Annotated in this window: 16 protein-coding genes; all 16 read left to right on the top strand. The window is 43.2% G+C overall.

All coding sequences use genetic code 11. The features are described 5' to 3' along the window. Positions 1–28: 28 nt before the first annotated feature. Entirely contained in the window at positions 29–808 is a 780-nt protein-coding gene (gene codY, locus HUS26_RS07090) for a GTP-sensing pleiotropic transcriptional regulator CodY (RefSeq protein WP_173916490.1), read from the top strand. Positions 809–1175: 367 nt separating this feature from the next. Beyond that, positions 1176–1517 carry a flagellar basal body rod protein FlgB gene (gene flgB, locus HUS26_RS07085; RefSeq protein ID WP_371809617.1) on the top strand — a complete coding sequence of 114 codons (342 nt, stop codon included), beginning with the start codon at positions 1176–1178 and terminating at the stop codon, positions 1515–1517. A 2-nt stretch (positions 1518–1519) separates the two neighbouring features. Next, positions 1520–1975, top strand: coding sequence for a flagellar basal body rod protein FlgC (gene flgC / locus HUS26_RS07080; protein ID WP_173916489.1), 456 nt, complete (start codon positions 1520–1522; stop codon positions 1973–1975). Positions 1976–2120: 145 nt separating this feature from the next. Then, positions 2121–2435: a hypothetical protein gene (locus HUS26_RS07075; RefSeq protein ID WP_173916488.1), complete on the top strand. Its 315-nt coding sequence runs from the start codon at positions 2121–2123 to the stop codon at positions 2433–2435. Beyond that, positions 2432–2812 (top strand): sigma-70 family RNA polymerase sigma factor, encoded by a 381-nt coding sequence (locus HUS26_RS07070; RefSeq protein WP_173916487.1) that lies wholly within the window; start codon positions 2432–2434, stop codon positions 2810–2812. The genes HUS26_RS07075 and HUS26_RS07070 overlap by 4 nt, the downstream gene beginning before the upstream one ends. Positions 2813–2820: 8 nt before the next feature. Further along, entirely contained in the window at positions 2821–2970 is a 150-nt protein-coding gene (locus HUS26_RS07065; protein ID WP_173916486.1) for a hypothetical protein, read from the top strand. Positions 2971–3379: 409 nt separating this feature from the next. After that, a complete protein-coding gene (gene rpsB / locus HUS26_RS07060; protein ID WP_173916485.1) occupies positions 3380–4123 on the top strand; it encodes a 30S ribosomal protein S2 in 744 nt (247 codons plus the stop codon). 78 nt (positions 4124–4201) lie between these two features. Further along, positions 4202–5086, top strand: coding sequence for a translation elongation factor Ts (gene tsf, locus HUS26_RS07055; protein ID WP_173916484.1), 885 nt, complete (start codon positions 4202–4204; stop codon positions 5084–5086). A 128-nt stretch (positions 5087–5214) separates the two neighbouring features. Further along, entirely contained in the window at positions 5215–5937 is a 723-nt protein-coding gene (gene pyrH / locus HUS26_RS07050; RefSeq protein WP_173916483.1) for a UMP kinase, read from the top strand. A gap of 2 nt (positions 5938–5939) precedes the next feature. Further along, the gene (gene frr, locus HUS26_RS07045; RefSeq protein ID WP_173916482.1) at positions 5940–6497 is read left to right on the top strand and encodes a ribosome recycling factor; all 558 of its coding nucleotides are present in this window, start codon (positions 5940–5942) and stop codon (positions 6495–6497) included. Positions 6498–6689: 192 nt separating this feature from the next. Then, a complete protein-coding gene (locus tag HUS26_RS07040) occupies positions 6690–7457 on the top strand; it encodes an isoprenyl transferase (RefSeq protein WP_173916481.1) in 768 nt (255 codons plus the stop codon). A gap of 14 nt (positions 7458–7471) precedes the next feature. Further along, positions 7472–8263, top strand: a complete 792-nt coding sequence (locus HUS26_RS07035) for a phosphatidate cytidylyltransferase (protein ID WP_173916480.1) — start codon at positions 7472–7474, stop codon at positions 8261–8263. 10 nt (positions 8264–8273) lie between these two features. Then, complete coding sequence (gene dxr / locus HUS26_RS07030; RefSeq protein ID WP_173916479.1) at positions 8274–9419, top strand: 1-deoxy-D-xylulose-5-phosphate reductoisomerase; 1146 nt, start codon at positions 8274–8276, stop codon at positions 9417–9419. A 16-nt stretch (positions 9420–9435) separates the two neighbouring features. Then, positions 9436–10692: an RIP metalloprotease RseP gene (gene rseP, locus HUS26_RS07025; protein WP_173916478.1), complete on the top strand. Its 1257-nt coding sequence runs from the start codon at positions 9436–9438 to the stop codon at positions 10690–10692. A 165-nt stretch (positions 10693–10857) separates the two neighbouring features. Next, positions 10858–12558 (top strand): proline--tRNA ligase, encoded by a 1701-nt coding sequence (locus HUS26_RS07020; RefSeq protein WP_173916477.1) that lies wholly within the window; start codon positions 10858–10860, stop codon positions 12556–12558. Between the two features lie 91 nt (positions 12559–12649). Continuing rightward, on the top strand, positions 12650–16942 hold the full coding sequence (locus tag HUS26_RS07015; RefSeq protein ID WP_173916476.1) for a PolC-type DNA polymerase III: 4293 nt from the start codon (positions 12650–12652) through the stop codon (positions 16940–16942). The last annotated feature ends 216 nt before the right edge of the window (positions 16943–17158 follow it).

Raw genomic sequence — 17158 nt, 5'->3', positions numbered from 1 at the left:
GTTTATAAATTGTTAGGAGGAAATGAACATGGAATTATTAAATCGTGCAAGAAGAATTAACGCTATGCTTCAGAAAACAACAGGAAAGTCGGTGGACTTTAACGACATGTCCGCGACATTACGCGATGTCATCGGTGCGAACACTTTCGTACTCAGCCGCCGGGGAAAGCTTTTAGGTTTTGCCATCAAACAGGAGATTGAAAATGAAAGAATGAAAGCAATGCTTTCTGAACGCCAGTTTCCACAGGAGTATACCCAGAACTTATTTAACATCCAAGAGACGACTCCAAACCTGGATATTGAAAGTGAGTATACAGCATTCCCTGTAGAAAACAAAGAGCTTTTTGAGGAAGGCTTAACGACGATCGTTCCGATTATCGGCGGAGGGCAGCGTTTAGGGACTCTTATCCTAAGCAGACTAAATGAAAGCTTTAACGAGGATGATTTACTGCTTGCTGAATACGGGGCCACTGTAGTAGGTATGGAAATCCTTCATGAGAAAACGGAAGAGATTGAGCAGGAAGCCCGCAGTAAAGCTGTTGTACAAATGGCGATCAGCTCACTGTCTTATAGTGAATTAGAAGCTATTGAGCATATCTTCGAAGAGCTTGAAGGAAACGAAGGCCTGCTTGTAGCAAGTAAAATTGCAGACCGTGTAGGAATCACGAGATCTGTTATTGTAAATGCGCTCCGTAAGCTTGAAAGTGCAGGAGTTATTGAATCCAGATCACTTGGTATGAAAGGAACATACATTAAAGTACTAAATAATAACTTCTTAGTTGAGCTTCAAAAGCTACGTTCGAACTAAGGAAAAGCAGCTCCACTCAAAGGAGCTGCTTTTTTGTTTGTTTAGGCCTAGTAAAATTCAATTATTAATCATTTTTACCCTTAATTATAACTAAAATTTATACCTTTCGTAGGGCTTTTTTGTTTAATAAATATAAAATAATGTTCTTATAGTAGGTTATTTCGACAAATAGTAAAAATTAACTCTATATGCCTACAAAAAGCGTAGGTGTAAAGTAGGTTGTTGCCGATAAAAAGAGAGTTATTATATAATTTACAGGTAAAAAGACTTCCTGTGTGATTGGCTGTATTGTAGGAATTTGTCAAATATGGGGAACTATGAAACTGTTTAGTGATACCTTTACCACACTGGAAAATTCTTTAAACCTATCTGCGAAAAAAACAAGGTCATCTCCGCCAACATTACTAACGTAGATACCATCGGGTATAAAGCAAAACAAGTGACCTTTAAAAATGTATTAAGTGGAGAACTCAACAGCCTGGAAGCAAAAAGAACCCATCCGAAACATTTCACCTTCGAAAATAGCTCCTCCCCCGTGATTCAAACTACTTCACGACAAGGGACCATTTACAATCACAACGGAAATAATGTGGACATTGATAAGGAATTGAATGAATTAGCTAAAAACCAGATCCAGTATCAGGCATTAGTCGAGCGGCTGAGCGGGAAGTTTAACAGTTTAAAAGAAGTGGTTAGGGGAGGAAACTAGTAATGAGTATCTTTCATTCAATGAATGTTAGTGCGAGTGGAATGACAGCGCAAAGGCTGAGGATGGATGTCGCGACTTCTAATATGGCCAATGCCAATACGACGAGAGCTGTTTTGAATGAAAAAGGAGAGTGGCAGCAGCCTTATCGCAGGAAAATGGTGGACCTTCAGCCGCAGGAGCCGGAGTTTCGTGCAATTTTCCAACAAGCTTTACAGACATATAGAGCAAGCGGTGTAAAAGCTGTGGAAATCGTCGATGATGAAACACCTTTTAAGCAAGTGTTTAATCCGAATCACCCGGACGCCAATGAAGCTGAGTATGTTCAAATGCCAAACGTTGACCCGTTGGAAGAAACGATCGATATGATGAGTGCGACAAGATCTTATGAAGCCAACATTACGTCATTAAATGCGTCTAAAGGAATGCTTATGAAAGCACTGGAAATCGGAAAACAATAAGGATGTTTCTGCAAGATGGTACATTGTTTCACCGCTGACTCACGTTCAGCCACAGCATGGCAAGTCAATTACTCCAAATGAAGCTCACTCTACTTTTGCAGCTGACTTTAAAGTGGCGATTGATAGGCTTTTTTTTGGGGCAATTATGAAAGAAAAAATAAATTTATACATAAATAAAGGAACAGTGTTCTGGAAAGAGCGGTCAATGAAGCAAAAAGGCGTAATGATCGGTGCTGCAGCCGGGTTTGTTTTTTTACTGGAAGCTGCCGGCTTATTCGCTTCCCAGACGAACATGGTTCCGCTTTATCAGGATTTATCACTTACTGAGGTCGGGCAGGTCAAAGAAGAACTGGATGCTCGGGGAGCAGCATACGAAATCGGTGATGGAGGGACAATAGCCGTCCCAGAGAAACAAGCGGATTCGCTGCCTCAGATGAAATTGCGGCTGAACTGCATATGAGCCGTGTTGGAGTAAAAGAAGTCATTAAAGATTCGTTATTTGCTAATGTCTTATCTATGGAAGAAAAAGCGAAGGACAAAGAACATAAGGAAGGCATTGGTTATTCGATCCCGGACCGGGAGGCAGAAAGCCCGTATGAGCATGTTGTGAAAAAGGAAAATATCAACGAGCTGGCCGATCATATAAAAAGGCTGAATGAAAAGGAACAGTTGGTCGTCGGCTTATTTTACAATGAAGAGCTGACTTTAACAGAAATAGGGGGAGTTTTGGAATTGACGACTTCAAGGATTTCACAGATTCACTCGAATGCTATTTTTAAGCTTCGAAAGTCATTATTAGAAGTCATTGGGGGTCCTGTAAGCGGCTTTAATAAATGAGGGATAAAATGGTATACTTTTTACTGGTTATTAGCTTTATCCTACATGGGGTGCTCATCCTTACGACCATTGCTTTATTTACAAGACTGAAGCAGTCAGAAGAGTTGGAACGCTCCCATCATCAGGCGATGAAGGATATGGCTGAACTGTTTGCTTAATATTTAAGTGAAATTAAAACAGAAAATCAGCGGCTCGATGCAGATCAGACAAGCGTGCCGCAAACGTCTGGCGAAGATCCGATAAACGATGAGCCGCCAATTTTTGAACAACAGCCTAACCCTCCCCTTCATTCACAGGTGCTCACTAGGCAAAGGAAGGGCGATTCAATAGAGAAGATTGCAAGGGATTTAGAAGCCGGGCGAACAGAAATAGAACTGATTGTAAAATTCGATGAAAAAAATTCTCACTAGAACTTGATTGACCTGGTCGATTATGGTATATTTACTGACGGTGTCAATACACACGTCTCTTAATCTTGTCTCAGGTTGCTCTTCGCATGAAGGGTTGGGGCGAAGAAATGATAGAGGCGGAGGATACTAATAAAAAACCAAACAGGAGGACTTTCAAATGTCTGTAATTTCTATGAAACAGCTGCTAGAAGCTGGTGTGCATTTCGGACACCAAACTCGCCGCTGGAACCCGAAGATGAAAAAATATATCTTCACAGAGCGTAACGGTATTTACATCATCGACCTTCAAAAAACTGTGAAAAAGGTTGATGAAGCTTTCAACTATGTACGTCAGGTTGCTGAGGAAGGCGGAAACATCCTTTTCGTCGGTACTAAGAAGCAAGCACAAGACACTGTACGTGAAGAGGCTACACGCTGTGGCATGTTCTACATCAATCAGCGCTGGTTAGGTGGTACTCTTACAAACTTCCAAACGATCCGCAAGCGTATCAACCGCTTAAAAGATATAGAGCGTATGGAAGAAGACGGTACTTTCGACGTACTTCCTAAGAAAGAAGTAGTAGACTTACTAAAAGAAAAAGATCGCCTGGTTAAGTTCCTTGGCGGTATTAAAGAAATGACTTCTATTCCTGATGCGATGTTCGTCATTGACCCTCGTAAAGAGCGCATCGCGATTGCCGAAGCTCATAAATTAAATATTCCAGTAGTTGGAATTGTCGATACAAACTGTGACCCAGATGAAATCGATTATGTAATCCCAGCTAACGATGATGCGATTCGTGCGGTTAAACTGCTTACAGCTAAAATGGCTGACGCTGTTCTTGAAGCTAAACAAGGTGAAGAGAACGAAGTAGCTGAAGAAGCTGAAGCTGAGACAGAAACAGAAGCCGTAGAAGAGTAATTAATGATTCAAGAGGTGATAAGGGGGTATACCTTTTATCACCTTTTTTAAAGGAAGAATATTTAAGGAGGATATAACATGGCTATTAATGCAAAGATGGTAAAAGAACTTCGTGAAAAAACCGGCGCAGGTATGATGGATTGTAAAAAAGCGCTGACTGAAACTGACGGTGACATGGAAAAAGCAATGGACTGGCTTCGTGAAAAAGGTATTTCCAAAGCACAGAAGAAAGCAGACCGTATTGCTGCTGAAGGATCTGCTTACATCGCGGTAGAAGGAAATACTGCTGCTTTACTTGAAGTAAACTGTGAAACAGACTTCGTAACGAAAAATGATCAGTTCCAGACTCTTCTTAAAGAAATCGGTAAGCACCTTATCGAACAGAAGACTGCTACTGTTGAAGAAGCACTAGACCAGGAGCTTCAAGGAGAAGGCCGTAAGCTTAACGACTACATCACTGATGTCGTTGCTAAAATCGGTGAGAAAATTTCTCTTCGCCGTTTTGTTATTAAAGAGAAAACAGATAACGATGCTTTCGGTGCATACACTCACATGGGTGGACGTATTGGTGTACTTACAGTTCTTGAAGGTTCTACTGATGAAGCCGTAGCTAAAGATGTAGCTATGCACGTTGCAGCTGTAAACCCTCGTTATGTCTCTCAAGATGAAATTCCTGAAGAAGAAGTTAACGCTGAGCGCGAAACTCTTAAGACTCAAGCTCTTAACGAAGGCAAGCCGGAAAACATTGTAGAAAAAATGGTAGAAGGCCGCCTAAATAAATTCTTCCAGGAAATCTGCCTGCTTGAACAGGACTTCGTTAAAGATCCAGATCAGAAAGTGAAGAAATATGTAGCTTCTGCTGGAGGCGAAATCAAAGGCTTTGTACGCTTTGAAGTTGGCGAAGGAATGCAAAAACGTGAAGAAAACTTTGCTGATGAAGTAATGAGCCAAGTTAAAAAATAACGAAAACACTGGGAAATAGGGGACACATTGTGTTCCCTATTTTACAACCCGGATGTGCAGGGCAAATTAAACGCAGCTACATAAACTATTAGAAAAGTAGCTTAAATAAGGGATAGATGGAGGTTTCTATGACTACAGCACGCTATCGACGAATCGTATTAAAATTGAGTGGGGAAGCTTTAAGCGGTGAAAATGGATTTGGAATTGAACCACGTGTTATCCAGTCGATCACTCGTCAGGTGAAAGAAGTAGCCGAATTAGGCGTAGAAGTAGCTGTCGTAGTAGGCGGCGGCAATATCTGGAGAGGTAAAGTAGGCAGTGAGATGGGGATGGACCGGGCCAATGCCGACTATATGGGCATGCTCGCGACGGTCATGAACTCATTGGCACTGCAGGACAGCTTAGAAAATATCGGAATTCCAACTCGTGTACAGACTTCAATTGAAATGAGACAGGTGGCCGAACCTTACATCAGAAGAAAAGCGATTCGCCACTTAGAGAAAAAGCGTGTCGTTATTTTTGCTGCCGGCACAGGAAACCCTTATTTTTCAACAGATACGACAGCTGCCCTTCGTGCGGCTGAAATCGAAGCTGACGTTATTTTAATGGCTAAAAATAACGTGGATGGCGTATACACAGATGATCCAAAGGTGAATGTGGATGCGAAGAAATACGATCAAGTCTCTTATCTGGAAGTACTTAACGAAGGTCTTGGCGTTATGGATTCCACAGCTTCTTCCTTATGTATGGACAATGATATAGATTTACTGGTATTCTCTATTACAGAAGAAGGTAATATTAAAAAAGCTGTAATGGGCGAAAATATTGGAACAATTGTAAGGGGGAAATAAGCATGTCCGATGCTGTTATTAACGAAACTAAACAACAAATGGAGCAGGCGGTGCAAGCTTTTACTCGCCAGTTGGCAACAGTAAGAGCCGGCCGCGCAAATCCATCTCTGCTGGACAATGTCTATGTAGATTATTATGGAGCCGCAACTCCACTAAACCAGTTAGCGCAAGTTTCTGCGCCTGAACCTCGCTTGTTAGTTATTACACCTTATGATAAATCAGCTATTGCTGAAGTCGAAAAAGCGATCCAAAAAGCCGATCTGGGACTTTCACCATCAAGTGATGGAAATATCGTAAGAATCAACATCCCGGCATTAACAGAAGAACGCCGTAAAGACCTCGTTAAAGTTGTTGGTAAATATGCGGAAGAAGCTAAAGTTCAAGTTAGAAATATCCGCCGTGATTCTAATGACCAACTGAAAAAGCTCCAGAAAGATGGAGAGCTCACTGAAGATGATCTTCGTTCTTTCCAGGATGATGTTCAAAAAGTAACCGATGAAAACATCGCGGAAATCGATAAGCTTGCCAAAGCTAAAGAAGCGGAAATGTTGGAAGTATAATAAGCCTTTAGGTGTTAAGTCGCACTGTTGCTATTTGGCAGTGCGGCTTTTATTTTGCTATACTTTATTCTTGGCAGCGGGCGGCCATATCGCTATTATATTGCTGATCGTACTCTTTAAGAGAAGGACGGCATGGTGTAGGATAATAGTATATAATAAGATAATGGAGCCATAGGACTGGAGGATTTTTTCATGCCAATCAAGTTTCCATTTACTAAAACTAAAAAGGAACCTATTCAACGAACACTTGGCTTAGACTATGAGCAGATCCCTAAGCATGTAGCGATCATTATGGACGGGAACGGCCGCTGGGCTAAGAACCGCGGAATGCCCCGAATCGCCGGACACAAAGAAGGAATGAGTGTAGTTAAGAAGATTGTCAGACATGCGTCAGATCTAGGAGTCAATGTACTGACGCTCTATGCGTTCTCTACAGAAAACTGGAAGAGGCCGAAGAACGAAGTCGATTTTCTTATGAAACTCCCGGTTGACTTTCTCAGTACATACTTGCCAGAATTGATTGAAAAAAATGTGCGAGTACAAACAATAGGAGAGATCAGCATCTTGCCGGCTCATACTCAGAAAGCGATTGGTGAAGCTGTAAAGCGAACCTCTGACAATACTGGACTTATACTAAATTTTGCTTTAAATTATGGAAGCCGTTATGAAATGGTGGATGCGGTTAAAGGAATCGCAGAGAAGGTAAAAGAAGGAGAGATTTCTCCCGAAGACATTAACGAGGAGATGTTTACTTCTCATTTATATACTTCAGGGCTGCTGGAGCCTGACCTTTTGATTCGCACGAGCGGCGAACAGAGGCTGAGCAACTTTTTATTATGGCAGCTGGCTTACGCGGAATTTTGGTTTACCGAAGTGTACTGGCCGGATTTCGATGAAGCCCTATTTGAAAAAGCCCTCTACGACTACCAAAACAGGAAGCGTCGATACGGCGGAATATAAGGTGTGGATGTATAATGAAACAAAGAACAATTACAGCAGTCGTTGCAGCATTAATATTCTTACCGATCGTCATCTTAGGAGGACTTCCTTTTCTATTATTCGTATACTTAATCGCAACTATTGGTATTTATGAATTGATGAGAATGAAAAAAATTGCGAAGTACTCCGTTTCTGCCATTATTACCTTTTTGTTCATGTGGTCTCTCATGTACAAAGGAGAAATGTTCGGCCAGTTTGAGCTGCCGATCACAAAAGCAGAGATTACGCTGCTCGCTGTACTGCTGCTGCTCAGCTATACTGTATTAGTTAAAAACCGTTTTACATTTGATGATGCCGGTTTCCTGCTAATATCAGCCGTTTATATAGGGATGGGTTTTTATTACCTGATGGAAACACGGCAAAACGGACTTGAATATATTTTCTATGCGCTGTTTGTCGTATGGGCAACAGACACAGGAGCTTACTTATTCGGCCGGGCTTTCGGAAAGCGGAAGCTATGGCCGCAAATCAGCCCTAAGAAAACCATTGAAGGTTCTGTTGGCGGCATCCTTTTAGCCTGTGTTGTCGCTTTTATTTTCCAAATCATCTATCCTATTCACAGCTCAATGACCATCGTCCTGCTCGTGACGATTATTATTTCCATGGCAGGGCAAGTGGGCGATCTTGTAGAGTCCGCATTCAAACGCCATTATGCAGTGAAAGACTCCGGAAAAATATTACCGGGTCATGGCGGAGTGCTCGATCGATTTGACAGTTTGATCTTCATGCTGCCGATCTTGCATCTAATTGGATTTATACAGGTCTAGGAGGAAAAAAATGAAACGAATTGCACTGCTTGGCGCGACTGGATCGATCGGGATTCAAACACTCGACGTACTGCGGCTCCACAAAGAGGAATTTTCTTTATATTCAATGGCTTTTGGAAGAAACATAGAAAAGGCCGTTCCGCTTATAAAGGAGTTTGAACCAAAGATTGTCGTCGTGCAGGATGAAGAAACAAAACAAAAGCTGGTTAGACAAATAGAGATCCCTTCTATTTTAGTTGGTTCCGGTGGTTTAATTGAAGCCAGCGTTGCCGATGCTGTAGATGTAGTAGTAAATGCGGTGATGGGAAGCGTCGGCCTCCCTGCAACACTTAAGGCCATAGAAGCGAAAAAAAAGATTGCGATTGCAAATAAAGAAACTCTAGTAACAGCCGGACATTTAGTTATGGATGCTGCGAAAACACACGGTGTAGATCTTCTGCCTGTGGACAGCGAGCATTCGGCAATTTATCAGGCATTACATGGAGAACAAATGAAAGATGTTCATAAACTGATTATTACGGCTTCAGGCGGAAGCTTTCGTGACAAAACGAGAGAGCAGCTTGAAGGGGTAACGGTGGAAGACGCCCTGAACCATCCGAACTGGAGTATGGGTGCGAAGATTACCATCGATTCTGCGTCTATGATGAACAAAGGACTTGAAGTGATTGAAGCCCATTGGCTCTTTGATGTACCATACGATAAAATTCATGTTATCCTTCATAGAGAAAGCGTCATTCATTCGATGGTTGAATATGTAGATCGAAGTGTAATTGCCCAGCTTGGAACTCCAGATATGAAAGTGCCGATTCAATATGCGCTTACTTATCCAAACCGGCTGGATCTGCCGATGACGAAGCAGCTGGATTTAGAAGAAATAGCTTCACTAAATTTTGAGAAAATGGATTTCGAAAGGTTTCCATGTCTGCGGATGGCCTACGAAGCTGGAAAAGCCGGCGGCAGTATGACAACCGTATTAAATGCGGCGAACGAAGAGGCGGTTCAATTATTTTTAGAAGGAAAAATATCGTTTCTTGATATTGAACGCCTGATTGAAAATGAGCTGTCAAAGCATGATAAAATTCATAGCTCGGACTTATCTGCCATACTATCTATAGATAAGACAACCAGAGAGCGTGTTCGTAGCCATTTAAATTAAAAGGAAGGTGCTTCATTTGACTACAGTAATTGCTTTTATACTCATGTTCGGCCTGCTGGTTTTTGTGCATGAGTGGGGGCATCTCATTTTTGCAAAGCGAGCAGGAATGCTTGCACGTGAATTTGCGATCGGTTTTGGACCGAAAATTTTTGCCTTTACGAGAAACGAAACCCTTTATACGATTCGCTTGCTGCCAATTGGCGGTTATGTAAGAGTTGCAGGTGAAGACCCTGAGATCATTGAGCTTAAAGCCGGTCATCATATTGGACTTGAGTTCAACCAAGAGGGAAAAGTCAATCGTATCATCGTCAATAATAAGTCGAAACATCCTCATGCACGAGTCATTGAGGTAGAGAGAGCAGATTTAGACCATCGTTTAATTATAGAAGGATATGAAATTGACGAAGAGGAAAAACTGTACTTTGAAGTAGATCCAAAAGCAATGTTCGTGATGGATGAGAAAGAGACTCAGATTGCTCCATATGATCGTCAATTCGCTTCTAAATCCGTGCCGCAGCGTGCGATGCAGCTGTTTGCCGGCCCGATGATGAACTTCGTCTTAGCGATTATTCTGTTTATGATCCTTGGCTTTATACAAGGAGTTCCGGCTGAACGGGCCTTAATTGGAGAAGTTCAGCAGGATTCACCGGCAGAGCAGGCCGGGATGCAGAATGGTGATGAAGTGGTCGCAGTTAACGGAGAGCCTGTAGACACGTGGGAAGAATTCACAATGATTGTCAGGGAACACCCTGAAGAGTCCGTAAGTCTGACTGTGGAACGTAATGGTTCAACTGAAGAGTTAACCGTTACTCCTAAGAAGCTGACAGAAGGAGATATGGAAATCGGACAGGTCGGTGTGGCCCGCGCCTTTGAAGATTCGTTTGGGAAGAAGCTGACGTTTGGCTTTACCCAGACCTATGAATGGGGAACATTGATCTTAACCAACCTTGGAAAACTCGTAACCGGTCAGTTTTCCCTTGATATGCTGTCTGGACCTGTAGGTATATACGATGCAACCGACCAGGTTGTCCAGACAGGATTTACGAATTTTGTGATGTGGACAGCCATTTTAAGTGTTAATCTTGGGATAATTAACCTGCTGCCGCTTCCGGCCCTTGATGGCGGACGTCTATTGTTCGTCGGGCTTGAAGGACTGCGCGGAAAACCGATTGACCCGCAAAAAGAGGGAGTTGTCCATTTTATTGGATTCGCCTTACTCATGCTCTTGATGCTTGTGGTCACTTGGAATGATATTCAACGATTATTCCTGTAAACTTAAAGCTGGAAGCCGGATGAGCTATCCTATCTGCTTCCAGCTTGCTTTTTATTTTCCTGGCGATATTAAGTGAAGCTTTTGATATGAAAAGCAAGTGAGCCGAACCCCCTTTTTACTAAAAAGCTAACACAACCTATAAATAATCAATCTGAGGTGAAAAAAATGAAACAAAGCCAGATGCTTGTTCCAACGTTAAAAGAAATTCCGGCCGATGCGGAAATTAAAAGTCATCAGTTACTTGTCCGTGCCGGATACATACGTCAAATTGCTTCCGGAATCTACAGTTACCTGCCGCTTGGACGCAGGGTCCTTAAGAAAGTAGAAGATATCGTCCGAGAGGAAATGGACAAAGCAGGGGCACATGAAATGCTGATGTCTGCCCTGCAGCCTGCTGAACTATGGGAAGAAAGCGGCCGCTGGCACACGTATGGCTCAGAACTTATGCGCCTGCATGACCGCCACGATCGTGAGTTTGCGCTCGGAGCTACACATGAAGAAGTGACGACCAGCCTGGTAAGGGATGCGGTGAAGAGCTATAAACGCCTGCCGCTGATGGTCTATCAGATTCAAAACAAATTCCGTGACGAAAAACGCCCTCGATTTGGACTGCTGCGAGGCCGGGAATTTTTAATGAAAGATGCCTATTCCTTTAATGAATCAGCGGAAAGTCTTGATCAAAGCTATGAAACGATGTTTAAGGCCTACTCAAATGTCTTCACCCGCTGCGGTCTTGATTTTAGAGCTGTTATAGCTGACTCCGGCCAAATGGGTGGAAAAGACACGCATGAGTTTATGGTGCTATCAGAAGTCGGAGAAGATGTAATTGCTTATTCCGATACTTCCGATTATGCCGCCAACATAGAAATGGCCCCTGTTGCTGCCGAGTATCAAGCATCCGGCGAAACGCCAAAAGAGCTTGAGAAGGTAGAGACTCCTGATCAGAAGACGATGCAGGAGGTTGCTGATTTCTTAGGCCATGAACTGTCTAAAGGCCTTAAGTCGATTATGTTTAAAGTGGACGAGCAGTATGTCATGGTGGTTACAAGAGGCGACCACGAGGTAAACGATGTAAAACTGAAAAACTTATATGACGCAAGAATGGTAGAGATGGCGTCTGAAGAAGATACACGCCGTCTGCTTGGCACAGGATTCGGATCACTTGGGCCGGTTAATGTGCCTGAAGAAGTAGAGGTCGTTGCTGACTATGCCGTAGAAAAAGTGGCGAACGTCTCCTGCGGCGCAAATGAATCCGGCTATCACTTTACTAATGTAAATCCTGGTCGTGATTTTAAAGTGAAAGATTATGCTGACCTTCGCTTTATTGAAGAAGGTGATCCTTCTCCTGATGGACAGGGTAAGATTAAATTCGCCCGCGGTATTGAAGTTGGCCATGTTTTTAAACTCGGCGAATTTTATGCAGAGAAGATGGGCGCTTCCTTCTTAGATGATCAAGGGAAGGCGAAGACGATGACCATGGGATCTTATGGAATCGGAGTTTCCCGGACGCTTGCAGCTATCGTCGAACAGTACAACGATGACAGAGGAATTACTTGGCCGAAGAATCTTGCTCCATACCAAGTTCATCTCCTGTCTCTTAACCCTAAAAAAGAAGAACAAAAAGAGCTGGCAGATGACCTGTATGAACAGCTTCAGGCGGCTGGTATTGAGGTGCTGTACGATGACCGTAAAGAGCGGGCCGGCGTTAAATTTGCCGACAGTGACCTGTTTGGGATTCCGCTCCGTATTACAGTCGGTAAACGTGCCGGAGAAAACATCGTCGAAGTAAAAGCACGTCAGACCGGCGAACAGGATGAAGTTGAATCAGCTTCCATTATAGAGTATGTAAAGAACTGGTATAAGTAACGCTTTTAGGACCAAGATCTATACCCTTGCTATCATTTTTAGGCAAGGGTATATTTATGAGTATAGTACCATCGGTAGGGAGGAATCACGTTTGAGTGTTAGCAGCCGAGAAAAAATGCACTATCTTTTGGAGCAAATTCAGTTCCCGCAAGAATTAATAGAACCCCATTTTTCGGACAGCTCCCTTGTGAAGCTGACCGTATTTAAGGCGGAGAAAAAGTGGCATTTTCACTTTCAAATGGAGAAACCGCTGCCTCCATCCGTCTATCAGCTGTTTACGACAAAGCTCCAATCGGCTTTTCAATCGTTAGCTGCCATTTCCTGGACGATTGATGCAAGAGATAAAACCTTAACTAAAGAAGAAATTAATGAATACTGGAAAGGCTTTGTGTCGTCTTTAACAGATCTTAATCCTGGGTATAAAGATTTAATATTAGATCAAAATCCAGAGATTAACGGGAATAAAATTATGTTAACCTGCAGGAATTTAGCAGAAAGCCATGCGGTTCAGAAGAAACTTGAATCCTCGCTGCAATTTTTCTGTGCATCTTGCGGTCTTCCTTCTCTTTATGTACAGACCCGGGTGAAAGAAGAACAGGAAGAGATTAAGAAGTTTCAAGAAGAACGCCAGAAAGAAGATCAGCTGCTCGTTCAGAAGGCTGTGAAGGATCAGGAAGAACGGGCGAAAGAGAAGGAAGTGGCCAAACCATCAGGACCGATTGAAATTGGATATAAAATTCAAGAAGAAGCGGAGCCTATGGAAAGTATTTTAGAAGAAGAACGGAGAAAAACTGTCCAGGGCTACGTATTTGATGCAGAAATTAAGGAGCTGCGTTCCGGACGCCATTTGCTGCTTCTTAAAGCGACGGATTATACCGATTCCTTTTCCATTAAAATGTTCTCCCGCGGAGAGGACCATGCCGATTTGTTTAAACAGGTGCAAAAAGGCATGTGGATCAAAGCCCGTGGAAGTATTCAAACAGATAACTTTACAAGTGAGCTGACAATGATGGCGAATGACATTAACGAAGTCACGCCGGCACTTCGTAAAGATGATGCCAAAGAAGGAGAGAAGCGGATTGAGCTTCACGCTCATACAACGATGAGCCAGATGGATGCTCCCGTTGCACCTTCAAGGCTGATTTCTCAGGCAGCCAAGTGGGGGCATGATGCGATTGCCATTACCGACCATGCGGTTGTACAGGCTTATCCGGAAGCCTACTCAGCCGGCGAGAAAAATAATATTAAAATCATTTACGGGATGGAAGCCAACCTTGTAGATGATGGTGTACCGATTGCTTATGAAGAACAGGATCGGGACTTGGCTTCAGATACGTACATTGTTTTTGACGTGGAAACGACAGGTCTGTCAGCTGTTTACGATAAAATTATTGAACTGGCCGCAGTAAAGGTGAGAGAAGGAGAAATCATCGACCGATTTGAGTCATTTGCCAACCCTCACCACCCGTTGTCTCAGACGACGGTTGATTTAACGGGCATTACGGATGATATGGTTAAAGATGCACCGGAAATTGAAGACGTGATTAAAGACTTCCATGAGTGGATGGGTGATGACATACTCGTTGCCCATAATGCGAGCTTCGATATGGGGTTTTTAAACGCCGGGTTTAAACTGGTAAACTATGAGAAATCTGCGAATCCCGTCATCGACACGCTTGAACTGGCCCGCTTTTTAGTACCGGAGCTAAAGAACCACCGATTAAACACACTGTGTAAGTATTTTGATATTGAGCTCACCCAGCACCACCGGGCGATTTACGATGCGGAAGCAACCGGCTATTTATTATGGAAGCTCGTAAAGAAAGCGATCGAACGCGGCATTACGAACCATAAGAATTTAAATGATTATATGGGAGAAGGAAAAGCCTACCAAAGGTCCCGTCCTTCCCACGTTACTTTACTTGCAGCGAATGCGACTGGCTTAAAAAATATATATCGGCTCGTTTCAGAGTCGCATATTAATTATTACTACCGGGTGCCGAGAATTCCTCGTTCCCGTTTAGCGAAGCTGAGAGAAGGGATTCTTGTCGGCTCAGGATGCGATAAGGGCGAACTGTTTGAAACGGCGATGCAGAAATCTGAAGAAGAAGCGGAAAAAGTGGCCGAATTCTATGATTTTATAGAAGTTCAGCCGCCCGGAAACTATTATCACCTGCTTGAAAAGGATCTCGTTCAAAGTGAAGCACAGATCTATGATATTTTGAAAAAGGTTGTTTCTATCGGCAAGAAAACACATAAAACGGTTGTTGCTACAGGGAATACTCACTACGTGGAGCCGCATGAGAAAATGTACCGGCAGATTTTAATTTCGTCACAAAGCGGTAACCCGCTCAATCGACAGACATTGCCGGAAGTTCATTTTAAAACAACGAATGAAATGCTTGAGGAGTTCTCATTTTTAGGTGAAGAAACAGCCCGAGAGATCGTTGTCACAAACACTCATGTAATAAATGATCAAATTGAGGGAGTGACACCGGTAAAAGAGGACTTGTATACTCCTAATATCGAAGGGGCTGATCAGGAAATCCGGGAAATGTCTTATAATAAAGCGAGAAGCATTTACGGTGAACCTATTCCAGAGTTAGTAGAAAAGCGGCTCGAAAAAGAACTGGACAGTATTATTGGTCATGGGTTTGCTGTTATTTATCTGATCTCCCAGAAGCTCGTAACAAAATCATTAGATGACGGCTATTTAGTAGGTTCTCGTGGGTCGGTCGGCTCTTCCTTTGTAGCGACGATGACGGAGATTACCGAGGTGAACCCACTTCCGCCACACTACGTCTGCCCAAACTGTAAGCACCATGAATTTTTCACAGATGGGTCGGTCGGAAGCGGATTTGACCTTCCGGAAAAAGACTGTCCTGAGTGCGGAACCGCCTATAAAAAAGATGGTCAGGATATTCCTTTTGAAACCTTCCTTGGTTTTAAAGGAGATAAAGTGCCCGATATCGATTTGAACTTTTCCGGGGAATACCAGCCGCAAGCGCATAACTATACGAAAATGCTCTTTGGCGAAGATAATGTCTATCGTGCAGGTACCATCGGCACGATTGCTGAGAAAACAGCTTATGGTTATGTGAAAGGCTATGCAGGCGACCATCAGCTGCAATATAAAAATGCGGAAATTGACCGCCTTGTCCAAGGGTGCACAGGTGTAAAACGAACAACCGGACAGCACCCTGGCGGTATCATTGTTGTTCCTGATGATATGGACATTTTCGACTTTTCACCGATACAGTTTCCAGCTGATGATACGAAGTCGGAGTGGAAGACGACTCACTTTGACTTCCATTCGATTCACGATAATCTGCTGAAGCTTGATATACTCGGACACGATGATCCGACCGTTATCCGCATGCTCCAGGATTTAAGCGGCATTGACCAGAAGGAAATCCCTGTCGATGACCCTGAAGTTATGAAGATCTTCAGTGGTCCTGAGGCGCTTGGAGTAACGGCAGAGCAAATTGGCTGTAAAACAGGTACACTCGGCGTTCCTGAATTCGGAACCCGATTTGTAAGGCAGATGCTTGAGGATACGAAGCCGAAAACATTCGCAGAGCTGGTAATCATATCTGGTCTTTCACACGGAACAGATGTATGGCTCGGCAATGCGGAACAGCTGATAAATGACGGCATTTGTACGCTGCCGGAAGTTATTGGGTGCCGTGACGACATCATGGTCTATCTCATGCATAAAGGACTGGATCCATCACTGGCCTTTAAAATTATGGAATTCGTTCGAAAAGGGCGGGGCCTGCAGGATGAATGGATCGAAGAAATGAAAAAACATGGGGTTCCTGACTGGTATATCGACTCCTGTAAAAAGATCAAGTATATGTTCCCGAAAGCCCACGCAGCTGCCTATGTTTTAATGGCTGTGCGTATTGCGTATTTTAAAGTTCATTACCCGATCTATTTCTATGCGGCCTACTTTACCGTAAGGGCAGGGGACTTTGAACTGGAGACGATGGTCAAAGGGTCAGATGCGATTAGAAAGAGACTTGAAGAAATCCAGTCCAAAGGGCTCGATGCCACGCCTAAAGAGAAGAACCTGATGGTAGTGCTTGAAATCTCTTTAGAAATGTGTGAACGCGGCTACAGCTTCAAACCGGTTGATCTATATGAATCTAGTGCTACGGACTTTCTTGTAGAAGGAGATTCATTGATTCCTCCATTTAACGCTGTGGACGGCTTAGGCACAAACGCGGCGATCAATATCGTAAACGCCAGGAAAGAAGGAGAATTCCTTTCCAAGCAGGACCTGCGTGAGAGAAGCCGTATTTCTAAGACTGTCCTTGAGTATTTAGATGATCAAGGCTGCCTTAAAGGAATGCCTGAAGAGAACCAGCTGTCGTTATTTTAGTGGTTTGTTGCATTAATACGGAAACTATGGTATATTTTTTATGGTGTCAAGAGCGATAAGAACGTCCGAAAGAGTGGGGAAACCCACTCTTTCGTTATATTTAAGGCTCAATTTTCGGGCTTTGAATGGAACGAACGCTTTAGAAGCCGCTATGAATAATCATAGCGGTTTCGTTTCGAGGTTTTTCAAACTAACTTACATCCATTAAAAATCTAA

Origin of the sequence: Halobacillus sp. Marseille-Q1614, assembly GCF_902809865.1 — a bacterium.
In the GTDB taxonomy this organism is placed as follows: Bacteria; Bacillota; Bacilli; order Bacillales; family Halobacillaceae; genus Halobacillus_A.
This window is presented reverse-complemented; position numbering and strand designations above follow the sequence as displayed.

Bases quoted from the DNA above. Each gene is read 5' to 3' on its own strand.
- HUS26_RS07035 (WP_173916480.1), top strand. From the start codon at position 7,472: ATGAAACAAAGAACAATTACAGCAGTCGTTGCAGCATTAATATTCTTA.
- HUS26_RS07040 (WP_173916481.1), top strand. From the start codon at position 6,690: ATGCCAATCAAGTTTCCATTTACTAAAACTAAAAAGGAACCTATTCAA.
- dxr (WP_173916479.1), top strand. From the start codon at position 8,274: ATGAAACGAATTGCACTGCTTGGCGCGACTGGATCGATCGGGATTCAA.
- rpsB (WP_173916485.1), top strand. From the start codon at position 3,380: ATGTCTGTAATTTCTATGAAACAGCTGCTAGAAGCTGGTGTGCATTTC.
- HUS26_RS07065 (WP_173916486.1), top strand. From the start codon at position 2,821: ATGGTATACTTTTTACTGGTTATTAGCTTTATCCTACATGGGGTGCTC.
- pyrH (WP_173916483.1), top strand. From the start codon at position 5,215: ATGACTACAGCACGCTATCGACGAATCGTATTAAAATTGAGTGGGGAA.
- HUS26_RS07070 (WP_173916487.1), top strand. From the start codon at position 2,432: ATGAGCCGTGTTGGAGTAAAAGAAGTCATTAAAGATTCGTTATTTGCT.
- tsf (WP_173916484.1), top strand. From the start codon at position 4,202: ATGGCTATTAATGCAAAGATGGTAAAAGAACTTCGTGAAAAAACCGGC.
- flgC (WP_173916489.1), top strand. From the start codon at position 1,520: ATGAGTATCTTTCATTCAATGAATGTTAGTGCGAGTGGAATGACAGCG.
- frr (WP_173916482.1), top strand. From the start codon at position 5,940: ATGTCCGATGCTGTTATTAACGAAACTAAACAACAAATGGAGCAGGCG.
- HUS26_RS07020 (WP_173916477.1), top strand. From the start codon at position 10,858: ATGAAACAAAGCCAGATGCTTGTTCCAACGTTAAAAGAAATTCCGGCC.
- HUS26_RS07075 (WP_173916488.1), top strand. From the start codon at position 2,121: ATGAAAGAAAAAATAAATTTATACATAAATAAAGGAACAGTGTTCTGG.
- codY (WP_173916490.1), top strand. From the start codon at position 29: ATGGAATTATTAAATCGTGCAAGAAGAATTAACGCTATGCTTCAGAAA.